Source organism: Luteibacter sp. 329MFSha (assembly GCF_900111665.1).
Taxonomy (GTDB): domain Bacteria; phylum Pseudomonadota; class Gammaproteobacteria; order Xanthomonadales; family Rhodanobacteraceae; genus Luteibacter.
Genome location: NZ_FOJE01000001.1, coordinates 489,411 through 510,847, shown reverse-complemented (window position 1 = coordinate 510,847; position 21,437 = coordinate 489,411). Strand labels below are relative to the sequence as shown.

Annotated in this window: 17 protein-coding genes; 6 read left to right on the top strand and 11 right to left on the bottom strand. The window is 66.8% G+C overall.

Going from position 1 to position 21,437, the window contains the following annotated elements; all coding sequences use genetic code 11:
- Nucleotides 1-101: 101 nt before the first annotated feature.
- The 3 genes from tdh (at nt 102) to kbl (ending at nt 6,089) form a co-directional block, all read left to right on the top strand.
- Nucleotides 102-1,136 (top strand): L-threonine 3-dehydrogenase, encoded by a 1,035-nt coding sequence (gene tdh / locus BMW54_RS02310; RefSeq protein ID WP_175472734.1) that lies wholly within the window; start codon nt 102-104, stop codon nt 1,134-1,136.
- Nucleotides 1,137-1,219: 83 nt separating this feature from the next.
- Nucleotides 1,220-4,810 (top strand): DUF748 domain-containing protein, encoded by a 3,591-nt coding sequence (locus BMW54_RS02305; protein WP_090052651.1) that lies wholly within the window; start codon nt 1,220-1,222, stop codon nt 4,808-4,810.
- 79 nt (nt 4,811-4,889) lie between these two features.
- Nucleotides 4,890-6,089, top strand: a complete 1,200-nt coding sequence (gene kbl, locus BMW54_RS02300; protein ID WP_090052650.1) for a glycine C-acetyltransferase — start codon at nt 4,890-4,892, stop codon at nt 6,087-6,089.
- 154 nt (nt 6,090-6,243) lie between these two features.
- On the opposite strand, the gene BMW54_RS02295 is transcribed toward kbl, so the two are convergent.
- The 4 genes from BMW54_RS02295 to BMW54_RS02280 form a co-directional block, all read right to left on the bottom strand.
- The gene (locus BMW54_RS02295; protein WP_090052648.1) at nt 6,244-7,026 is read right to left on the bottom strand and encodes a pseudouridine synthase; all 783 of its coding nucleotides are present in this window, start codon (nt 7,024-7,026) and stop codon (nt 6,244-6,246) included.
- A 109-nt stretch (nt 7,027-7,135) separates the two neighbouring features.
- A complete protein-coding gene (locus tag BMW54_RS02290) occupies nt 7,136-7,834 on the bottom strand; it encodes a C40 family peptidase (protein WP_090052646.1) in 699 nt (232 codons plus the stop codon).
- 261 nt (nt 7,835-8,095) lie between these two features.
- On the bottom strand, nt 8,096-8,806 hold the full coding sequence (locus BMW54_RS02285) for a YggS family pyridoxal phosphate-dependent enzyme (RefSeq protein WP_090052644.1): 711 nt from the start codon (nt 8,804-8,806) through the stop codon (nt 8,096-8,098).
- Nucleotides 8,803-10,245, bottom strand: coding sequence for a M20 family metallopeptidase (locus BMW54_RS02280; protein ID WP_090052642.1), 1,443 nt, complete (start codon nt 10,243-10,245; stop codon nt 8,803-8,805). Before BMW54_RS02280 ends, BMW54_RS02285 begins: the two co-directional genes overlap by 4 nt.
- Nucleotides 10,246-10,438: 193 nt before the next feature.
- Between BMW54_RS02280 and BMW54_RS02275 the strand changes: the two genes are divergently transcribed.
- The 3 genes from BMW54_RS02275 to BMW54_RS02265 all read left to right on the top strand — a co-directional run bounded on the left by BMW54_RS02275 (nt 10,439) and on the right by BMW54_RS02265 (nt 11,926).
- Nucleotides 10,439-10,765: a ComEA family DNA-binding protein gene (locus tag BMW54_RS02275; RefSeq protein ID WP_090052641.1), complete on the top strand. Its 327-nt coding sequence runs from the start codon at nt 10,439-10,441 to the stop codon at nt 10,763-10,765.
- Nucleotides 10,766-10,906: 141 nt separating this feature from the next.
- A complete protein-coding gene (locus tag BMW54_RS02270) occupies nt 10,907-11,368 on the top strand; it encodes an SET domain-containing protein-lysine N-methyltransferase (RefSeq protein WP_090052639.1) in 462 nt (153 codons plus the stop codon).
- A 15-nt stretch (nt 11,369-11,383) separates the two neighbouring features.
- Entirely contained in the window at nt 11,384-11,926 is a 543-nt protein-coding gene (locus tag BMW54_RS02265) for a GNAT family N-acetyltransferase (protein ID WP_090052637.1), read from the top strand.
- Nucleotides 11,927-11,956: 30 nt separating this feature from the next.
- On the opposite strand, the gene BMW54_RS02260 is transcribed toward BMW54_RS02265, so the two are convergent.
- From BMW54_RS02260 to BMW54_RS02235, 7 genes are all read right to left on the bottom strand, one after another.
- The gene (locus tag BMW54_RS02260) at nt 11,957-12,424 is read right to left on the bottom strand and encodes a hypothetical protein (protein ID WP_139206014.1); all 468 of its coding nucleotides are present in this window, start codon (nt 12,422-12,424) and stop codon (nt 11,957-11,959) included.
- A 73-nt stretch (nt 12,425-12,497) separates the two neighbouring features.
- Nucleotides 12,498-15,347, bottom strand: coding sequence for a hypothetical protein (locus tag BMW54_RS02255; protein ID WP_090052633.1), 2,850 nt, complete (start codon nt 15,345-15,347; stop codon nt 12,498-12,500).
- A gap of 176 nt (nt 15,348-15,523) precedes the next feature.
- Complete coding sequence (locus tag BMW54_RS02250; RefSeq protein WP_090052631.1) at nt 15,524-16,033, bottom strand: hypothetical protein; 510 nt, start codon at nt 16,031-16,033, stop codon at nt 15,524-15,526.
- A gap of 500 nt (nt 16,034-16,533) precedes the next feature.
- A complete protein-coding gene (locus BMW54_RS18400; RefSeq protein ID WP_139206013.1) occupies nt 16,534-16,989 on the bottom strand; it encodes a hypothetical protein in 456 nt (151 codons plus the stop codon).
- 93 nt (nt 16,990-17,082) lie between these two features.
- Nucleotides 17,083-17,514, bottom strand: a complete 432-nt coding sequence (locus BMW54_RS02245; protein WP_139206012.1) for a hypothetical protein — start codon at nt 17,512-17,514, stop codon at nt 17,083-17,085.
- An 800-nt stretch (nt 17,515-18,314) separates the two neighbouring features.
- Nucleotides 18,315-19,226 carry a hypothetical protein gene (locus BMW54_RS02240; RefSeq protein WP_090052626.1) on the bottom strand — a complete coding sequence of 304 codons (912 nt, stop codon included), beginning with the start codon at nt 19,224-19,226 and terminating at the stop codon, nt 18,315-18,317.
- On the bottom strand, nt 19,223-21,334 hold the full coding sequence (locus tag BMW54_RS02235; RefSeq protein WP_254779013.1) for a M1 family metallopeptidase: 2,112 nt from the start codon (nt 21,332-21,334) through the stop codon (nt 19,223-19,225). Before BMW54_RS02235 ends, BMW54_RS02240 begins: the two co-directional genes overlap by 4 nt.
- Nucleotides 21,335-21,437: the final 103 nt, after the last annotated feature.

Sequence of the window (21,437 nt, the reverse complement as noted above, 5' to 3'; positions counted from 1 at the left end):
CCGCTGGCAATGGCGCGACGCACCACGAAAAGCACCCGCCCCGGCATATAATGGCGGTTTGGGTCCGCGCCGCGGGCCGCTCGCAGGAACCCCCGATCCCCATGCAGCAGACGATGAAGGCGCTGGTCAAGCGCAAGCCCGAACAAGGCATCTGGATGGAAGAAGTGCCGGTGCCGCAGGTCGGCCCGAACGAAGTCCTGATCAAGGTCGAGAAAACCGCCATCTGCGGCACCGACCTGCACATCTACAAGTGGGACGAGTGGTCCCAGCGGACGATCACGCCGGGCCTCACGATCGGCCACGAGTTCGTCGGCCGCATCGCGGAGATCGGCCCCGGCGTCACGGGCTACAAGATCGGCGACCGCGTCTCGGCCGAGGGCCACATCGTCTGCGGCCACTGCCGCAACTGCCGCGCGGGCCGCCAGCACCTGTGCCCGAACACGATCGGCATCGGCGTGAACCGCAACGGCGCGTTCGCCGAGTACATGACCATGCCGGCCTCGAACCTGTGGCCGATCCCGGACCAGATCCCGTCCGAGCTGGCCGCGTTCTTCGACCCCTACGGCAACGCCGCGCACTGCGCGCTGGAATTCGACCTGATCGGCGAGGACGTCCTGATCACGGGCGCCGGCCCGATCGGCGTGATCGCCGCGGGCATCGCCAAGCACGTGGGCGCCCGCAACGTGGTGGTGACGGACGTCAACGACTACCGCCTCAAGCTCGCCGCCGACATGGGTGCCACGCGCGTGGTGAACGTCGCCAACCAGTCGCTCCGGGACGTCGTGAAGGACCTGCACATCGAGGGCTTCGACGTCGGCCTGGAGATGAGCGGCAACCCGCGCGCCTTCGCCGACATGCTCGACTGCATGTACCACGGCGGCAAGATCGCCATGCTCGGCATCATGCCGCGCGGCGCCGGCATCGACTGGGACAAGGTCATCTTCAAGGGCCTCACCCTGCAGGGCATCTACGGCCGCAAGATGTACGAGACCTGGTACAAGATGACCCAGATGGTCCTCACCGGCTTCCCGCTGCAGAAGGTGCTGACCCACCAGATCGCCATCGACGATTTCCAGAAGGGTTTCGACCTCATGGACGCCGGGCAGAGCGGCAAGGTCGTCTGTTCCTGGACCTGAATAACCGGCGTTGACGCCACGCTCACGAAGGCCTCCGCCGGGTAGACTCCGGCGGGGGCCTTTTTGATTGCGGGAGCGGCGGCATGGAATCGCTGAGAGAGAGAAGCAGGGCCCACTGGCGCCGGGCGCGCGAGCATGGGATGACGGTCTACCGGTCACGTCGCGCACGCCGCATCGCGGCATGGTGCGCCGGCGTCGTGCTGGTCTTCGCGCTGCTCGGCTTCCTCGCCGCGCCGCCGCTGATCCGCGCGCAGGCCGAGAAGCACGCCAGCGCGGCGCTTGGCCGCCCCGTCACGATCGGCGACATCGACCTCAACCCGTTCACGCTCGACCTGACCGTCGAACGGCTGCACATCGCCGAGGCCGACGGACGCACGCCGTTCGTCGACGTCGACCGCATCGACGCCAACGCCTCGTGGGCGTCGCTGTTCCGCGCGGCGCCCATCCTCGACGCGCTGACGATCGACCGCCCGCGCATCCACCTGCGCCGCGACACGGCACGACGATTCAACATCTCGGACATCCTCGACCGCTTCGCGGGCGATCCGAAGGCTCCCGACACGGGTCCGGCGCGCTTCGCGCTGTCGAACATCGCCCTGCACGACGGCCGGATCGACTTCGACGACCGCGTGCTGGACGCGACGCACCGGGTCGACCGCATCGAGCTCGGCATCCCGTTCATCGCCAGCCTGCCGAGCGCGACGGACATCTTCGTCGAACCGCTGCTGGCGATGACCGTCGACGGCAGTCCGCTGCGCGCGCAGGGACACACCAAACCCTTCGCCAGCAGCCGCGAATCGAGCGTCTCGTTCCGGCTCGACCGTCTCGACCTCTCCCGCTACGTGGGCTTCGTACCGGGCCCCCTGCCCGTCCGTGTTCCTGCCGGTAAGCTCTCCGGCGTGCTCGACCTGCGCTTCCTGATGGCGGAATCCCATCCGCGCATCGTGCTCGGGGGCCGGCTGGTGCTGGACGACCTGCGCATCGAGGACGCGAAGGGCACGCCGTTCGTCGCACTGGCGCACGGCGATGTCGCGCTGACCGCGCTCGAGCCACTGACCTCGCGCTACCGCTTCGGCACGATCGCCCTCGACGGACTCGACGTGCGCTACGCGCGGCTGCCTGGCGGAAAGAGCAGCATCGACGCGCTCCTCCCCGCCCCCGATGCGAAGCCCGCCGCCGACGCCCGGCCGACCGACGTGCGCGTGGACGGCCTGGTCGTGAAGGGGTCGCGGCTCGAGTACGCCGACCTCGCCGCGCCGGCGCCGGCTCGCCTCGTGCTCGACGACCTCGCCGTGAACCTGCGCGGCCTGAGCACCGTCAAGGCTCCCGTCGCCACGCTCGATGCCACCGCGCGCATGGCGGGCGGCAGCCTTGCCACGCAAGGCAAGCTCGACGTCGCCGCGAGCCGCTACCTCGGGCGCCTCACGCTGAAGGACATCTCGCTGGCCGCGCTGATGCCGCTGGCACCGCCACTTCTCGATGCCGACATCACCGGCGGCACGCTCGGCGCCAACGGCGACCTCGCGCTCGAGTGGCACGACGCCGCCACGGTCCGCGTCACGACGGCGAAGGCGAACCTCGACGGGTTCCGCCTCGTGCCGCGCGACGGCCGCATCTCGCCCGTCACCTGGCGCTCGCTCGCCGCCGACGTCGCATCGCTCGACCTGGCGACGAGCGAAGCACGGCTCGACCGGCTGACGCTGGACGGCCTCGCGGTCGACCTGCGACGGCTCGCCAGCGGCGACCTCGACCTGCCGGCGATCCTGCGCACCAGCGCGCCCCCCGCCACGCCCGCGCCCGCCGCGACGCCATGGCGCTGGAGCATCGGCCATCTGGGACTCGGCGACGGCATGGTCACGCTGCGCGACGCGGACGCGGCGAAGCGCCGGCCCATCGCGCTGCAGGCGACGGCGTTCGGCATCGACGGCCTGTCCGACGACCTGACGAAGCCGCTGCGCCTCGACCTCGCCGGCGAACTCGGCAAGGGCGCCGCGTTCGCGATCGCCGGCCAGGTCACGCCGCGACCGCTCGGCGCCGACCTCACCGTCAAGGCGACGCGCCTCGACCTCGCGCCGTTGCAGGCGCTGGTGACCGTCCCGCTCAACGTGCGCATCGCCAGCGCGCTGCTCAGTCTCGACGGGCGCCTGCGCGCCGTGCTGCGTGGAAACGCGCCGGCGCGGATCGATTACCAGGGTGACGCGACGCTCGGCCGCGTGCGCATCCTCGACAAGCTCACCGACGCCGACTTCCTCCGCGTCGGCTCGCTCTCCGCCAGCGGCATGGGCGTGCATCTCGGCAACGGCGCGCCCAAGGTCGACATCGCCGGTATCGCGCTGGACGATTTCTACGCCCGCGTGATCGTCAACGCGAGCGGTCGGCTGAACCTGCAGGACGTCGTCGCCAGCCCCGAGGCGCCTCCGGGTGCCGTGTCCGTCACCGAAGCCCGCGGCACGACGGCGCCACCCGCCGAAGCCGCACCGTCCGACACCGCGCCGTCCGGGCCGGCGCCCGAGATCCGCATCGGCCGCGTCAGCCTGACGCGGGGACGACTCAACTACACCGACAATTTCATCAAGCCCAACTACACGGCCGACGTCACCGGCCTCACCGGCAACGTGGGCGCGTTCGGCACGACGGGCGGCGGGGCGCCGGCCGAACTCACCCTGCAGGGCCAGCTCGACGACAACGCGCCGGTCGACATCCGCGGCACCATCAATCCGCTCACGCCGGTGGCCTTCCTCGACGTCGCCGCGAAGGCCGAAGGCATCCCGCTGGCGAACCTGTCGCCCTACTCTGGCAAGTACGCGGGCTACCCGATCACCCGCGGACGTCTCAACGTGGACGTCCATTACCTGCTCGACCAGCGCAAGCTCACGGCCGAGAACCATATCTTCATCGACCAGCTGACCTTCGGCGACCGCATCGAAGGCCCGGGCATCACGCACCTGCCGGTGAAACTCGCCGTCGCGCTGCTGAAGGACAGCCAGGGCCGCATCGACGTGCGGATACCGGTCTCCGGCTCGCTCGACGATCCGCAGTTCAGCGTCGGCGGGTTGGTCTGGCGCGCCATCGGCAACCTCATCGTGAAGGCCGTCACCTCGCCGTTTCGGCTGCTCGCGTCGATCGGCGGCGGTCGCGAGGACCTCGGCTACATCGGCTTCGCGCCCGGCTCCGCCGAACTCGACGCCGGCGCGCAGGCGAAACTGGCGGACGTGGTCAAGGTGCTGAACGACAAGCCCTCGATCAGCCTGGACATCGTCGGCCGGATCGATCCGGCGAAGGACGAAAACGGGCTGCGCCAGGTGATGGTCGACGACCTGATCCGCCAGGAACAGGTCAACGACAAGGGCGACGACCCGGCGCCGCCCACGGACGAGGAACGCGAGAAGTACCTCGAACGCGCCTACCGCCACGCCTCGTTCCCCAAGGCGAAGAACCTGATCGGCCTGACGAAGTCGCAGCCGCCGGAGGACATGCGCCGCCTGCTCGAGACGAACATGCCCGTGGATGCCGACGCCCTGCGCCACCTCGCGGAACGACGCGCCAACGCCGTGCGCCAGTGGCTCCAGGGGAAGGTGGACGACAAGCGGGTCTTCGTCGTCGCCCCGAAGACGGACGCCAGCGGAATCGACGACGGCGGACCCACGACACGGGTGGATTTCGGCCTTCATTGATACGGGGCGATATCGAGGTTTTCTCACTCGCCCAAAGGCCTCACAATCGGGGGCTTCTCCGTCCCGGAAGCTCCCCGCCATGACTTACCCCGGCCAGAACCGCTTCGCCAGCGAACTCGAATCCATCCGCGAACAGGGTCTGTTCAAGCAGGAGCGGATCATCGTCTCCCCGCAGTCGGCCGAGATCGAACTGGCCGACGGTCGAAAAGTTCTCAATTTCTGCGCGAACAACTACCTTGGCCTCGCCGACCACGCCGACGTCATCCAGGCGGCGAAGGATGCCCTGGACACCCATGGCTTCGGCATGGCGAGCGTGCGCTTCATCTGCGGCACGCAGGACCTGCACAAGGCCCTCGAAAAGCAGATCGCCGAGTTCTTCGGCACCGAGGACACGATCCTCTACGCCGCCTGCTTCGACGCCAACGGCGGCCTGTTCGAGCCGCTGCTCGGCGAAGAGGACGCGGTCATCTCCGACGCGCTGAACCACGCGTCCATCATCGACGGCATTCGCCTGTGCAAGGCGAAGCGCTTCCGCTACGCCAATTGCGACATGGCCGATCTCGAGGCGCAGCTCCAGGCGGCCGACGCCGCGGGCGCGCGCACCAAGCTCATCACGACCGATGGCGCGTTCTCGATGGACGGCTTCATCGCCCCGCTCGACGAGATCACCGCGCTCGCGAAGAAGTACAACGCGCTCGTGCACATCGACGAGTGCCACTGCACCGGCTTCCTCGGCGACACCGGCCGCGGCTCGGCCGAACACCATGGCGTGATGGACAAGATCGACATCTTCACCGGCACGCTGGGCAAGGCGCTCGGCGGCGCGCTCGGTGGCTTCACCACCGGTCGCAAGGAAGTGATCGAGATGCTGCGCCAGCGTTCGCGCCCCTATCTCTTCTCCAACTCGCTGCCGCCGCACGTCGTCGCCGCGGGCAGCAAGGTGTTCGACATGCTCGCGTCCGCGGGCGACCTGCGCGAGCGCGTGAAGGAGAACACCCGCTATTTCCGCGAGAAGATGACGGAGGCCGGGTTCGACATCCGCCCGGGCGAGCATCCGATCGTGCCGGTCATGATCTACGACGCGAAGCAGGCGCAGGCCATGGCCAGCCAGCTTCTCGAGGAAGGCATCTACGTCACCGGTTTCTTCTTCCCCGTGGTCCCGCAGGGCAAGGCGCGCATCCGCACCCAGATGAGCGCCGCGCACACCCGAGAGCACCTCGACCGCGCCGTCGCCGCGTTCACGAAGGTGGCGCGGAACCTGGGCATCCTGAAGGCCTGACACCCCCTCGCATCGGGGCCTGGGCGCCCCGCGAAAAGATGTCGCGCGCAGGGCGCGCTCCTACGAGGGGCCATCGGCGGCACAATGGTTCACGGGATGCCGCCGTGGCCCCGGTAGGAGCGCGCCCTGCGCGCGACATCTTTTCGCGAAGAGCTCACTCCCGCCGCTGCGCCTGACGTCGCCGCAACATCGCCACTTCCGCCTCGGTCAGGGACCGCCATTGGCCTTTCGCCAGTTCACCCAGCGGCAGATCGCCGATCGCCACGCGCACGAGGCGCTGCACGTCGAATCCGAGCGCGGACATCAGCCGGCGGATATGGCGGTTCCGGCCCTCGTCGAGCGTCACTTCCAGCCAGGCGTTCTTCTCGCCCTGCCGGAGCAACGACGCCGTGCCCGCGCGGAGCGTCTCGCCCGCGTCGACGACGCCCGCGAGCATGGCGTCGAGCGTGGTCTGGTCCGGCTGCCCCGCGACCTGCACGTGGTAGGTCTTCGGCACGTGCGTCGCCGGATCGGTGATGCCCGCCGCCCACACCGTGTCGTTGGACAGGAGCAGCAACCCCTCGCTCGCCTTGTCGAGGCGGCCCACGGGGCCGAGCCACGGCAAGCCCGCGTCGGCGAGCAGCGAATACACCGTGTCGCGGCCGCGCTCGTCGGACGCGGAGACCACGATGCCGCGCGGCTTGTTCATCGCGACGTACACGGGCGCCGCCGCCTGCGCGGCGCCGCCGTCGATCTCGATCCGCTCTGGGCCCGCGATCGGGAACTCGGGATCGCGCACGATCTTTCCGTCCACCCGGACCCTGCCCTCCCGCGCCAGCTTCTCGCCCTGGCTGCGCGAACAGAGACCGCGCTTCGAGAGAACGCGGGCCAGGCCGAAGACGGGAACGGTGGGACGGCGCGATCGCGTGGCGGGCGCACGAGGAGGCTGACGGGGCATGGCGCATAGGATACATGCGCGACCGACAGCGCCACCGCCCCTGGAAACGCACAAAAAAAACGGCATGCCGGAGCATGCCGTTTCGGAAATATACGTTGAAGGGCTTCCGTCAGATCTTGGCGATGCCTTCGGGGCGCTTGGCGCCGACGAAGTGCTTGGACCAGTAGGCCTCGTTGAGGCTATCCACGCGGACGGTCTTGCCGGCCGACGGCGAGTGGATGAACTGGCCGTTGTCGATGTAGATGCCGACGTGCGAGATCGCCTTGCCGCGGGTGCGGAAGAACACGAGATCGCCCGTCTTCATTTCGTTGCGCTTGACCTTGAGGCCGGCGAGGAACTGGCTGGCCGAGTTGGTCGGGAGGTCGAGACCGATGCTGTGCATGAACACGTAGCGGACGAAGCCGCTGCAATCGAAGCCGGTGGACGGTGCGCGGCCACCACGGCGGTAGCGGATATCGCGGAGCTTCATGGCGAAGGCCATCAGGGCCTCGCGGGCGTGACCGTCGACATGACCGGCCAGCTTGTCGGTCGCGGCGGCGACCAGGCTGTCGTCTTCATCGTCGGCATCCGGCGCGGCGGCGTCGTTCACGGCGACGGCGGCGGTCTGCGGGGCGATGAGCGAAGCGACATCGGGGATGGTGGACTGCGCGAGACCCGTGGCGGGCGCGAAGACCGGAAGATCGGTGAGCAGGAGCGTGGCGGACTGGTCGAGACCCTGTGGAGCGGTGATCGTGTCGGCGACGGCGGGTGTAACGATGGCGATACAGCAGGTGGCTAACGCGAGAGCGGTCAGTCGCTTTAAGTGCATGAGCGAGAAGGCCTATTCATCGTGGAGTTAAGCCGCCGTGAAGGTGAGACGACCGTGAACGAGTGGTGAAGTTACCAAACCCGTTTGGTCCTGTTGTTGGCATAAAGTTAAAAAACGCCGTTCCTAGGAAACATTCAGACATCTCGCAGAAACCTGCGGCCTGCGGGACGAAATCCTGAACGGATTGAGCCACTTGCCTTCACAAACGTGAGGCCGCGACCGCGTCCGGGGCGTCTTTTCCTTGCCGAAAATGTGTAGGGGTTACCGCGCGGGCTTGTAAGCCCTTGCCCCGAAGATCGAACTGCCGATCCGCACCTCGGTACTGCCCTCGGCGATGGCCAGAGCGAAGTCCCCGCTCATGCCCATGGACAGCCGGTCGACCGCGTGGCCGGCCTGCCGGGCACTGTCACGCAGCCGATACAGGGTATGGAAACAGGCCCTCACCCGGGCTTCGTCCTCGCTCGCCTCGGCCAGCGTCATCAGACCCCGCACACGCAGGCTGGAGAACGCCCGTAGCGCGTCGAGGAAGGCGGGAAGTTCGCCCGGATCGAGGCCGGACTTGGTCTCCTCGGGCGAGGTCTTCACCTGCACCAGCACGTCGATCCCCCGCCCCGCCGCCTGCAGCGCCTTGTCGAGCGCCACGGCGAGGTCGAGCCGGTCGAGCGACTGGACCTCGCTCGCGAACTTCGCGACCGCCTTCGCCTTGTTGGTCTGCAGGTGGCCGATGACGACCCAGTCGAGAGCCTCGGCGGCGAGGGCCGTGGCCTTCGCCTGGATCTCCTGGACCTTGTTCTCGCCGAAGCGGCGCAGCCCGAGCGCCACCGCCTCGCGCACCACGTCCTCGCCGAAGGTCTTGCTGACGGGCAGGAGCGTCACCTCCGCGGGATCGCGCCCGGCGAGCCGGCAGGCCTCCGTGATCGAGGACCGCACGGCGGCAAGGCGCCCCGCGAGGGTGTCCTGCCCGGCCGTCATGCCTTCGACGCTTCCTGGAAGTGACGGGCGACGACGTCGGCGACCACCATGCTCACGCGCTTGCCGGTGGGAATGTGCAGGAACTCGTTCGGGCCATGCGCGTTGGAATGCGGGCCGAGCACGCCGGTGATCAGGAACTGCGCCTGGGGGAACTTCTCGCCCAGCATGCCCATGAACGGAATGCTGCCGCCTTCGCCCATGTAGGCGGCGGGAGCGCCGAAGTAATGCTGCGACGCCTGCGCGACGGCGTCTTCTAGCCACGGCGAAAGAGCGGGCGCGTTCCAGCCACTACCGTCCTTCTCGAGGTCGAAGGTCACCTTCGCGCCGTACGGCGGATCCTTCTCGAGCAGCTGCTTCAGGAACCGGCCGGCTTCCGCGCCCGAGAGCGTCGGCGGCACGCGCAGGCTGAGCTTCACCGCCGTCTTCGGACGCAACACGTTGCCGGCGCTGTCGAGCGGCGGCATGCCGCCGATGCCCGTCACCGCGAGCTGCGGGCGCCACGTGCGGTTCAGCACGAGTTCGGAGAGATCGTCGGTCACGGGCTTCATGCCCTCGACGAACGGGAACTTGTCGTAGACCGCCGTGCCGAGCACCTCGGCCGAACGACGCGCCTGCTCCACGCGCTGCGGCGGGATGTCGACGTACAGCTCGCGCGGGAGGATGGTGCCGGTCTTCGGATCCTCGAGGCGGCCCAGGATGTCGCGCAGGATGCGGAAGCTCGACGGGACCACGCCCGAGGCGTCGCCCGAATGCACGCCCTCTTCCAGCACCTGGACGGTGAGGTTGCCGCCGGTCATGCCGCGCAGGGAGGTGGTCAGCCACAGCTGGTCGTAGTTGCCGCAGCCCGAATCCAGGCACACGACGAGCGCCGGGTTGCCGATGCGGTCCGCGAGGTGGTCGACGTAGTACGGCAGGTCGTAGCTGCCGGACTCCTCGCAGGCCTCGATCAGGATGACGCAGCGCGCGTGCGGCACGCCCTGGTCGCGCAGCGCGAGCAGCGCGGCGAGCGAACCGAAGATGGCGTAGCCGTCGTCGGCGCCGCCGCGGCCGTACAGCTTGTCGCCCTTGATCACCGGCTTCCACGGACCGAGATCCTCGGCCCAGCCCGTCATCTCCGGCTGCTTGTCGAGATGACCATAGAGCACGACGGTCTCATCCGTGCCCTTGCCCTGGACGCCCTGCGCCGGCACGTCGATGTAGATGAGCGGCGTACGGCCTTCGAGGCGGACGACCTCGAGCGTCGCGCCTTCGAACGCCGAAAGCTTGCCGCGCGCCCAGGCCTCCATGAGCGTCACGGCCTGGTCCATGTAGCCGTGTTCCCGCCACTGCGCGTCGAACATCGGCGACTTGTTCGGGATGCGGATGTATTCGACCAGCTGCGGGACGATTTCCGCGTCCCAGAGGCCGCTGACGAAGGAAGTGATGCGGGAGGTATCCATGGGGAACGGACTCGTGGGGGACAAAGACCGATTGTAACAGCGCCGACAGCCGCGCCCGTGGCGCCGTGGGTGCCGGCGAGGCGCCGGCGGTGCGCGCACCCACATGGGACGGCGCGCGCCGCCGGTTCGCGAAAACCGCGGCGCGCCGCAGAGTGCCCCGGCGTCATTCGACGCGTCGATGAGGAGTACCACCATGAAACGCCACCTCGCCGCGCTCGCGGCACTGCTTTTCGCGCCGCTCGCCTTCGCCTCCACGCCGGTGAACGTCAACACCGCGGACGCTTCCACCCTCGCGGAATCACTCGACGGCGTGGGCCTCTCCAAGGCGAAGGCCATCGTCGCTTACCGCGAGGCGCACGGCCCGTTCGAGTCGGCCGACCAGCTGACCGAGGTCAAGGGAATCGGCGCCTCGCTGGTCGACCGCAATCGCGACGCGATCCAGGTCGACGGCGGTAAACCGGCCAAGAAAGCGAAAGCGCCCCGCGCGGCCAAGGCGAAAGCGGAAGCCGACGAGGGCTGACGAGGCCGTCCGGCCGTTCACGGCCCCGCCTGGCGCCGGGCGGGGTCCTCCCCTCTTTCATTACCGGACGATCGCGCTACACTCGCGCCCCATGCCGGGCAGGCACTTGCCTTCCCGCGGGTACAGGGGCGTCATGCAGCAATGATCCTTCCGCGTTACCGCATCGCCGATTCCGCCATCCCCGGCGCCGGCAAGGGCTTGTTCGTCGACGAATTCGTGGCCGCCGGCCAGATCGTGACCGCCCCCGACGGCATCGATGCCACCTACAGCTGGCAGGACATCACGTCGTCGCCCGAGCTCTCCGCGAACCTGTTCGCCGCCGCCCGCTGGTTCGGGGACCGCTACACCGTGTCGCCGGACTGGCCCGACGAGTGCTACGTGAACCACAGTTTCGAGCCGACCGGCCTCTGGCACCTCGGCTTCATCTTCGCGGCGAAGGACCTTCCGCAAGGCACTGAAATCACAGTCGATTATCGCCACCTTCTCGCACCGGGCCAGGAAGAGAGCTTCCAAGACGCCGCCACTGGTGGGAAAATAACGGGCTTGTCCTGGCAGGACAGCCTCGCGCAGAGCACCCGCGCCCTGGCACGCCTGCTCGGCTGACACCTGGTCACTTCGATGCCATTTGCAGACATTCCCGTTCTCGAAACGCCGCGCCTGCGGCTCACCGCCCTCACCGAACGCCACTTCGACGATTACGCGGCCATGCTCGCGGACGCCGACAGCACGCGCTGGATCGGTGACGGCCAGCCTCTGGATCGCATGAACGCATGGCGTTCGATGGCGATGCTGCTCGGTCACTGGGCGCTTCGCGGTTGCGGCATGTGGGCCATCGAGCTGAAGGACACCGGCGAGTTCATCGGCCGCGCAGGTCTGATGAAGCCCGAAGGCTGGCCCGACCTCGAACTCGGCTGGATGCTCAAGCCCGAGCATCGTCACCACGGCTACGCGACCGAGGCCGGCGAAGCCATCCTCGATTTCGCGTGGAAGGAGATGCACGCGCAGCGCGTGATCAGCCTCGTGCGCATCGGCAACGAGGCGTCCGACCACGTCGCCGAACGCCTCGGTGGCGAACACATCGACAACATCGATTTCCTCGGCGGCGCGACGCACCTGTTCGCTTACTACCCGCCGCACCGCGAAGTGCGCCGCGCGGGCTGAGCGCCCGCCGATGGTGACGCGGCTCGTCGGCTACTTGCGCAGCTCGACGAGCCGATAGTCCTTCTTCTCCCCGAAACGCGCGCCGCCCTTGACGATGCGCGCACACAGCCGCCCGTCGCCGCACGGTGCGACGTCGGCCTCGTCCACCGTTTTCAGGTACGCCACCTCCTCGAGCAATCGGGAATACTCCTGCCGGTAATGCCCGAAGAGCACCTGGTACACGATCACGAGACTGACGATCGCCAGGACGAGCAGACTACCGATACCAACGTAGAGGCGCCGGCGGAAGCGGAAGAACGTGTCGTGCGACGCCTCCACCTTGCTTACGGCGGCCTTCAATTGACCGAGAACGACCTGCTGCTCGTCGCGTGCCGTCCTGAGAGATGCCGCGACCTGCACGTCGAAGAGTCGCGCGGCCGCTTCCGCCTCGTTGCGGATGGTCCGCTCCAGCCGCATGATCTGGCTGTCCGCCATTTTCTGCAGCGCGACGATTTGCATGGCGGGTGCCATCGCGCCCCGTTCGTTTCGATAACCGTCCATTGAAGACCTCGCTCCTTCGCCACTGAAAAACTCAACCGCCGCCGTCGCCGCCGCCGAACGCACCGCCCATGTCCGCCGCCGTCAGGGGCTGCAGGTCGAGCGTGAGTACCTTCCCTCGCGGCCCGTGCTGCAGCGACTCGGCCTCCTGTTGCGCGCGTATCATCTCGTCGATCCTGCGTTGCTCGGCGAGCTCCGCCTCACGCTGCGCGGCCAGTTCGACGCGCTCGCGCTCGATGATGTCCGCCGCCTCCTGCAATAGCTGCTGGACCTCGGGCCGCTCACCCAGCTTGTCGAACGCCTTATCGATCGCCTGGGTGTCATTGGACTGCAACGCCAGCCACATGTCGGCCATGTCCTTGTCTTCCTCGGGCATGCCCGGGAGATAGGGGTTGTACGAAAACGGGTCGGCCGGGTCGAGGTTGGCGTAGGGATCGGGCGCGGGCGGGCCGACGACAGGGTGCATCGGCGTCGGAAAGGGGTTCTCATAGGTCCTGCCGCGGCCATGACTGTCGCTGGTGTCCCGGTGAAACACGATGCTCTCGGCCTCCCGGGTGTCATCCCAGCGTGGCGTGTCGAGGCTCATGAACCACGCATCGTCGATCGTCGAGGGATCGTGTGATGTTTCGGCGTTCCGTGCGTCGTGCATCAGCGGATCGTGCCCGGACGTATGGGCGTTCTGCCATGGAGGCGTGTTGTCCCATGAGCGATCCGCGGATGGACTACTCTCGATCCCGTCGTACTCCCGTTCGAGATGCGACGCGTGGCGCCATGCGTTGTCATGCGCGAATGGCGGGCTGTGGGTCGCCGCCTGTGCACTTCGCGCCACCTCGCTCTCGCCGCGCAGGCGATGCTCGTCCGGCGGACCTGGGGCGAGTCGCTCATCGTCGTTTCGTCGCTCACGCTCCGACGCCTCGCGACCCTCCCAGTACCGTTCTTCTTGATCGCGCGCGCGATCGGCCCGTGCGCGTTCGTCGCTAACGCGGTCGTTCTCGTGTCGCCTTTCGTCGCGTGCTTCCCGCGCACGTTCCAAAGCCTCCGCCTGCTCTTCCCGGTGGCGGTTCATCGCTTCGAGGAACAAACGGTGGTGTTCCGCTGCGTCGAAGAGGGGAAAGTTCGCGGGGAGGCCCGATGCGTCATCGGCTTCGTGAAGCGGCGACACCCGCCTGTCGGGCGCGGATGCGGACTCAGCGGCACGTACATCGCCACCACGGCCGACACCCCGCCCTGCCGGTCCGATAAACCGATGCGCGACGCCGACATTATCGATCGATGCGTCACGCTTCGGAACCAAGGCGCCGATGGACGCTGCGTTACCCGAATCGTTCGAGCCGGATGCCGTGGACTCATCGTCTGCCGCGGCAGACGGCCGCTGGAGACGTTCGTACGCCACGTCCAGCTGGTGCTGGAGGCCCGCTTCGGCCGGATTGCGACCGAAGAGCGCGCCGGGCGTAGTCCACCGGCCGTCGTCACCGCGCGTGTAAGCGTGGCCATCGGAAGCGAGCAGGCGCCCGGGATGCTGGATGGCGTCCTGGACCGCAGGCGGCATGTCGCCATGCCGCGACCAGCCGAACCGCTCGTAGGCCGTCTTGTATTGCGCGGCTATCGCTATCGGCGTCGTCTTGAGATTCGCCGCCACGATGTCCTGCGCCTGCCGGTCCAGCGCCGCGGCGCGCTCGCGCGACGCGATCTCGACCCCGAAGCGCTGCATGCTCAACCCGACATGGCTATCGGTCACCTGACGCGACCATCGACCGCTCCGCGCATCGCGCTGCCAGTCGCCTTCGTAGACGTTCCCCGGCCGATGATCCTCCGGCGTCGAGGCGACGTGGTACGGATTCACCGGCGCAGGCGGCGACGCGAGCGCCAGTTCCACCGCCCGGCTGGACGCCTGGTAGTTGAGCCGATCGGCCAGCTCGGGTGCTGCCGTCAGCGTGCGCGAGGTGTAGATGGGAACGCCTCGGTCCACGGTGGCCTGCGCATCGAGTTCGCCGTCGACGCGACGCGTCCAGCCCTGCGCCGGGTGCGCGGGATCGAACGCCCAACGATGTCCTCGCTCGTCGGTCTGGTGGTTGATGCGATGTCGATCGATCCACGCCGCCAGCCGGTCGCCAGCGACCGCACCCGCTATGCCGCCGATGGCACCGCCGAGAAACGCGCCCGGTCCGGTCTCGGCCGTGAGCGCCGCGCCTGTCGACGCGCCCAACGCGGCACCGCCCCACCCACCGACGTTGCGCCCCACCGCCCCGACGATGTGCGACTGCGCGCCGATGTCGTTACCCCGGTCGCTCAGCTGCATCGCCTCGCGAACCGATGCCACGCCATCGTAGACCGTGGTCGCCGCCCCAAGCGCCTTGGTCGCGACCTGCCCCACATGGAACGTCGCGCCCGGCGCGCGGCGCACGCCAGCCACCGGCGCGGCAGCGGGCGTCGACAGCAGGCCAGCAAGGGACGCTTCCCTGACATAGGCAGCCTGGACCTGCGGAAGTACACCCTCCACGCCGTGCGACGCATACGTCTCGCGCAGCAACTCCACCGGCACGCCGCCGAGGCTGCGCACAGCGGGATTGCGCAACGCCGTGGGAATTTCCACCTGCGCGAAGACCCGCTGCGGATTCGCATTGACGGCGATGACCTTCACGTCGCCGCGCAGCGACGAGGCGAAGTCGCGCGAGGCTTCGCACCAGAGGCAGTTCTGGATGCTGGTGGGAGCATGTGTCGGCGCGTTCGCATCGCCGAAGAGGAAGTCGCCTGCAAGCTGCTTTGCGGGTCCATAGCCCGCGCCTTGAGACTGAAAGATGCGCTTCGCCGAAGTCCTTATCGCTGCCTCGACCTGCTCATTAGCTAGAAAGTTGCCACGCGGAGTGTTATTGATGATCGACACACGGCTACTCCGCGCATGCTCGATCGCCAGATCGTTGGCCGATGCCTTTCCCACTAGACCGCTATAGATGGCTGCCGCACCCCCGGAAGATGTTGCGGAATAACCTCGTACGATCTCTCGGATCTGGCCTAAAGTATTCGCGTCCCTGATGCGTGCTACGTCTTCCCTGATGTCCACTAGATCTCGCTCTCGTCCCTGATTAATGCCCAACCGTCCTGAAAAATAACCTCGCCCATGAAGCGTGATTCGAAGTACTCCGTCAGAAACGGTGGTCGATCGTCCAGGCCGCGCCACACTTGAACAGCTTGACAAAGGAGCGCCTGCACCTTCTCAAGCTCCCTCGGCGTGAACGTCGCGCAGTCTCTGGGGTTTGGCTCGATGCCGCGCCACTCATGCTTCGTCCATCCGAATGACACAATCATCAGGTTGTAACGGTTTCCATCAGCTAGAAGTGACTCGCAGATTTCTCCGTAGTAGACGCGGTCGTAGAGTTCTATCGCGAAGGTCTCCATAGGCGGCTCGTCCCTCCCGCGCCTCCCACCCGCATAACGGACCCTTCCCTGCGGAAACTCGATCCATTCGAATGTTTTGCTGTAGTCGCCCACAAAACTCTCCTTGGCGGCGAAGCGAATCGTCGCGAATGCCGCAAATCCATGAAGCAAGACGGGCACGGACGTCGCAAGCACCTAGATCACGATTCCGCTGCGTCGTGGCGGCCGAGGAAGCAACGTTCACAGCGTCGCCGACAATGCGGAGTGTGCCTTATGGCAACCACTTCGTGCGATGTGATAGGCAATTTTTCAGAAAACTTCTATGTTTCGCGCCTGATACGCGCTAACCATCCAGCCGCGCTTCCGCACCCAATGCTCCGCGGGCCGATTGCGCAGTATTCAAACGCTGGACGTCCAGACATCGTGCCGGATCCCAGCGCGGTTGGTGCGATCAACATCCCGTAAGAAATCCACTACTACGAATCGTCGTCATCTTTGAGGATACGACCGAAGGCCTGTCTTCAAGCGCGAGCCATGCAGGCAGTGCCTGAAGGATCAGCTGCTGTACTTCTAACAGCTCTATCGAGCTATCGGAACTAACGGCCGCAGCTTAAGCACTGTAGCCTCCAAGCTCCCCGTGCATATCGTGGGCGACGCAGAAACTACCCGCTGTCATGAATGGTTACTAACGAACCTCACCGCGTGAGAGCGCAATCGACTATCCGAAGACTCAATGCGCTGACGCCGCATAAAAATTCCTGGCCCGATGTCGATTGAAACACAACTCCAAAGAGGTCCTCGCCGGGATTCCTTGCAGGCTCAAACCACCCAAATGCTCCATGCACTTCGACACTTTTAATCCAAATGGTAGGCTCGATTCGCCCGTATACGTCGCCATCGGGCGACACAATCACGATCTGGCGTCGGCCCATACCGTCGCTGGGGATCGTCGCTACAAAGTTCCCACCTTGCACGACGACACCGAGCACTCCCAGAGGCGCCGCAACGTTAACTGCCGCGCCGTTATAGGTCCACTCGAGCGCTATCACTTTTGATGGACTCCAGCCGAGGCCGAGCATTTCTTCGACGGTCATCGTAGAAGGGACGACGTTGCCGTCGGCACGAATTTCTACGAAGTTCGAAATCTTCATTACTCATAGCTCCATGGAAGGGAACCAAACGAACGTCTTCTCGTGTTAACCAAGAAAGAGTTCTCCGCCGCGTTTGGCCCAGATTGGCGCGGTTCATCGGACGCCGCCCTCTTCACTGATCAACGACCATCCATCCCTAAAAACAATCTCGCCAGTAAAGTGAGTTTGAAGAGACTCGTACAGAATGGCTGGCCTGTCCTCAAGACTTCGCCAGATCGACACCGCCGCACAAAGCAAAGACTGTACGTCGCTCAGATCGTTCAGAGTAAAGGACGCGCAATGCTCGGGGTCTGGCTCATTGCCAGACCAGTCGTGCTTTATCCACCCAAACGAAACGACTTCGATGCTGTAGTCGTTCTTCTCAGGCGGGAATAGTTCACGAATTTCGCCGTAATAGATCGCTCCGCGAAGCTCAACAGCGAACGTCTCTATCGATGGCTCATCCCTGCCACGCATCCCTCCTGCGTATCGAACCCTCCCCTGCGGGAGATCAATCCATTCGAACGTTTTGCTGTAGTCGCCCACGAAACTCTCCTTGGCGGCAAACCGAATCATCGCGAATGGCGCGAATCCTTGAGGCAGGTCGGCACGATCCTCGCGAACACATAGATCACGACGGCACAGCGTCATGCCAGGCAGCAACACAGCGCCTGACAGCGTTACCGAGGATGCGGAGTGTGCCTTATGGCAACCGATTCGTGGGCGGCGAGGGCAACTTTTCAGAAAACTTCTATGTTTCTGGACGACGGCGTCGTGGGGCGGGTGCGGTGCGGTGTGGGGCGATTTGGCGGGGATGTTTGACGGTTCATGCTGCATCACTTCGCCGGCGCTGAGGGCGCGAAGATCTCGTGGCTTCACTCGTGGGGTGCCCGCTGCGCGGGATCGCCGATGCGATCGGCTCCCACCGTTCCGTAGGGGGATGCCCGCGAGATTGCCCGCTGCGCGGGATCGCCGATGCGATCGGCTCCCACCGTTCCGTAGGGGGATGCCGCGAGATTGCCCGCTGCGCGGGGTCGCCGATGCGATCGGCTCCTACCGTTCCGTAGGGAGATGCCCGCGAGATTGCCCGCTGCGCGGGGTCGCCGATGCGATCGGCTCCTACCGTTCCGTAGGGGGATGCCCGCGAGATTGCCCGCTGCGCGGGGTCGCCGATGCGATCGGCTCCTACCGTTCCGTAGGGAGATGCCCGCGAGATTGCCCGCTGCGCGGGGTCGCCGATGCGATCGGCTCCCACCCCTTCGGTAGGTGGGGTGTCGCAAGGGTGATCGGCTCCTACCGTTCCGTAGGAGGATGCTCGTCTGCGATCCCGCGCGACGGGGCCTTGGTCACAGCGCCGGGGCGAAGTCCGTGCGGCGGCGGCGGTGGGGTCTGATCGCGGCGAGGCCGGCGAGTGCGAGGAGGCGTGCGGTGCGCATCCACGCCGTGACGATAACGCCGATCTGCACGATCAGGAAGCCCGTCCAGAATCCCGAGCCGGTCGCGGTGGTGTGGCCGCGCCACGATGCGATGGTGACGAGGAGGACGCTGCCGACGAGCGTGATCACGAGATAGACGAAGAGCGTCGCGAACGGTCGGCGCAGGCACTGCACGAATCCGCGACCCAGCGCGACGAATGCGGAGCGCAGGCCGATGTCCGCGATGAACTGGGCGCGTGCCGATTCGACGATCGCCTGCGCGACGACGAACAGCAGGACGGCGACCGCCAGCGCGCCGTGCTCGTACATCTCGGCACGCGATGCCAGCAGGCTCGTCTCGACCCGGTCGTCGGCCAGCGACGTCACGCCGTACGCCGCGGCGATGAAAAGACCATACGGAATCAGGGCGAGGATGCCGAGGCGGAGCATGCGGCCGTACTCGGTCGCCCCGCCCTGCAGCAGTCCGCCGAAGCCGAGCGCGCGGTTGGCGCGTCCGCCGGCGACGACCATGCCGGCGAGGAACGGCCCGAACACCAGTGTGACCAGCGTGCCGGCGACGAGCGCCATGCCGGTCCATGGATTGTCCGTGGTGAGTGCCGTCCATGTATCGCCGAACATCAACCCGTCGAAGTGCGACGCCCAGGCGTCGGCGTGCACGGAGTGGCCGAGCAGGCCATCCAGCACGCGCCACAACGGCAGCGCGACGACCGCGGCCGGCAGCAGCGTCACGAGGATCCACAGCAGCGCGAGGCGCCATTGCAGGCCCCCGAGCGCACCCTGCGCCAGCGCGCCCAGCGACGAACGTTTGCGATCGGTGTTCATAGCGTCCCCAGCAACGCGTAGAGGCCCTGCAGCAGGGCGGCGAAATCGGAACCCCAACGGCGCGAGGCCGCGTGATTTTCCTCGACGGTGCGGCTGTCGTTGAGCTTGTCCAGGTCGAGGTAGATCTTCCGCTCGGGATCCAGCTCCGCGGACTTCGCCCTGACGGAGCCGGTGAACGTGAAGCGCGCCCAGCGGCGATCGTCGTCCCAGCGCACGGTCCGCTCCGAGCCATCCATGAAGGTCACCTTCAGCGTCTGCGGCACGCGGGCGCCGTCGCGCCAGACCGTCACGGTGGTCTTCCACGGAAACGGCCCCGTGCCGGGAGCCGCGTCCTTGTGGGCTTTCTTCCAGTCCGCACGCTGCTTCTCGACGGAGGCATCGATCGACTCGCCATCGACTTCACCGCGGCGCCCGTCCTTCACGACGGTGCCAGCCAGCGGCAACACCTCTTCGCTGACGATGTCGCTCACGCGGTCGTCGATGCGGTCGGTGCCGAACACGAACTGGTTGAATACCTGCGCGACGACCTCCGGCTTGCCGGATACATCGCTTAGCGTCGCCTGCAGGTCGGCGATGGACGGATGACGGAAGTGCCAGGTCGCGTAGTACTGGCGGAAGGCCTTTTCCATGACGTCCTTGCCCAGCCGCTCCTCGAGATCGTGCATGGCCGTCGCCGTGCGCGAATAGACGGTGGCGTAGTTGGCGCTGGAAAGCCGGTTCCACGCGTTCTGACCGAGCGGATCGGCCGGGCGGCGCAGCCTCGCCAGCATGCGTTCGAGCTGGAACGGAGCGATCGGCGCCTCGACGCCGAAGAACTTCCACAGCGGCGTGGTGAGGTACACCGACTGGTTCCGCTCGCGCAGCATGCGATCGTCCCAGTACTCGTTGAGCCCCTCGTCGAGCATCGGCTCCTCGAATTCGTTCGACGCGAGCAGTCCGTAGAAGTAGCCGTGGCCGAACTCGTGGATCGTCACGAAATCGAGCAGGAACTCGTCGAGCGTCTTCGGCGCCACCTTCCGGTAGCTGTCGGCCGTGAAGAACGTCGGATATTCCATGCCGCCCGCTTCCGTCGCGTTGAACGGAGGAATGATCGCCGTCAGCGTCTTGTACGGGTACGGCCCGAGCGTCGAGGAGAAATACGCCAGCGAATCGAGCGACGCCTTCAGCGCCGGCGCGGCGCTCGCCTCGTACTCCGGCGGGTAGATCACGCGCACCTTGACCTTCGGGCTGCCGGGGCCGGTGTATTCGCCGTCGAGCGTCGCGTAGCCCGGGGCCGCCATCCACGCGAAGTCGTGCACGTCGCCCTGGATGAAGTGCCAGGTGAGCTCGTTGCCCTCGGGCGTCGGTTCGCCCTGCTGCTCGCCCACCGCGCCGACCACGTAATCCTTCGGCAGCGTCATGCGGACGTCGTATTCGCCGAAGTCGGCGTAGAACTCGCTGTTGAAATGGAACTCGTGCACGTTCCAGCGTGGCTCGGTGGCGCCGCGCTCGCCCGGCAGTTCCAGCACGCCGATCTTCGGGAACCACTGGGCCACGAGATGGAAGCGGCCGACGTAGCCGGTGCGTTCGATCACGCGCGGCAGCTGGCTGTGGAAGTTCATGTCGAGCGTGACGCTCGCGCCCGCGGGCACGGGCTGCGCGAGATCGACGCGAACGACGGTGTGGTCCGTCTCGGGGCCGCCGTCGGGATGCACGTAGCGCCACTTCAGCGGCGCGCCGTCCTGTTCCACGTCGCCCAGGTCGATGTATCCCCACTCGCCTTTCTTCACGGTGTCGGTGCCGCGCGAACCGCCATGCGCGGCGAGCGTGCGGCGCTCGGTGAAGAACGTGCTGCCCTCCCCTTCGAAGGCGTTCAGATACAGGTGGAGGAACACCGCCGATACGGGGCGGTCGCTTCGATTGCGCCACGTCAGCTGCTGCTGGCCATCCACCGTGTGCTTCTCGGGATCGAGCCGCGCCTGGATGCGGTACGACACCACGCGATCCGACAGCGTCGCCTCGCTACCGGTGCGCGGCCCGCCCCATGCATCGGGCGCGCTGGGCGTCGATACCCAAGCGGCGTCGCGCGATGCGAAGGGAATCTCGACGGGCGGCGGAGGCGGAGCCACGGAAGTGGCGGGCGCCGGAAGCGTCGCCGGTGGCACGGATTGCGGCGCCTGTTGGCCCCACGCGGCTTGAGCGCACAGCAGGCATCCCGCCGCGACGAAACGA

Coding starts and splice junctions, on each gene's coding strand:
- tdh (WP_175472734.1), top strand. CDS start 102: ATGCAGCAGACGATGAAGGCGCTGGTCAAGCGCAAGCCCGAACAAGGC.
- BMW54_RS02305 (WP_090052651.1), top strand. CDS start 1,220: ATGGAATCGCTGAGAGAGAGAAGCAGGGCCCACTGGCGCCGGGCGCGC.
- kbl (WP_090052650.1), top strand. CDS start 4,890: ATGACTTACCCCGGCCAGAACCGCTTCGCCAGCGAACTCGAATCCATC.
- BMW54_RS02295 (WP_090052648.1), bottom strand. CDS start 7,026: ATGCCCCGTCAGCCTCCTCGTGCGCCCGCCACGCGATCGCGCCGTCCC.
- BMW54_RS02290 (WP_090052646.1), bottom strand. CDS start 7,834: ATGCACTTAAAGCGACTGACCGCTCTCGCGTTAGCCACCTGCTGTATC.
- BMW54_RS02285 (WP_090052644.1), bottom strand. CDS start 8,806: ATGACGGCCGGGCAGGACACCCTCGCGGGGCGCCTTGCCGCCGTGCGG.
- BMW54_RS02280 (WP_090052642.1), bottom strand. CDS start 10,245: ATGGATACCTCCCGCATCACTTCCTTCGTCAGCGGCCTCTGGGACGCG.
- BMW54_RS02275 (WP_090052641.1), top strand. CDS start 10,439: ATGAAACGCCACCTCGCCGCGCTCGCGGCACTGCTTTTCGCGCCGCTC.
- BMW54_RS02270 (WP_090052639.1), top strand. CDS start 10,907: ATGATCCTTCCGCGTTACCGCATCGCCGATTCCGCCATCCCCGGCGCC.
- BMW54_RS02265 (WP_090052637.1), top strand. CDS start 11,384: ATGCCATTTGCAGACATTCCCGTTCTCGAAACGCCGCGCCTGCGGCTC.
- BMW54_RS02260 (WP_139206014.1), bottom strand. CDS start 12,424: ATGCAAATCGTCGCGCTGCAGAAAATGGCGGACAGCCAGATCATGCGG.
- BMW54_RS18400 (WP_139206013.1), bottom strand. CDS start 16,989: ATGAAGATTTCGAACTTCGTAGAAATTCGTGCCGACGGCAACGTCGTC.
- BMW54_RS02240 (WP_090052626.1), bottom strand. CDS start 19,226: ATGAACACCGATCGCAAACGTTCGTCGCTGGGCGCGCTGGCGCAGGGT.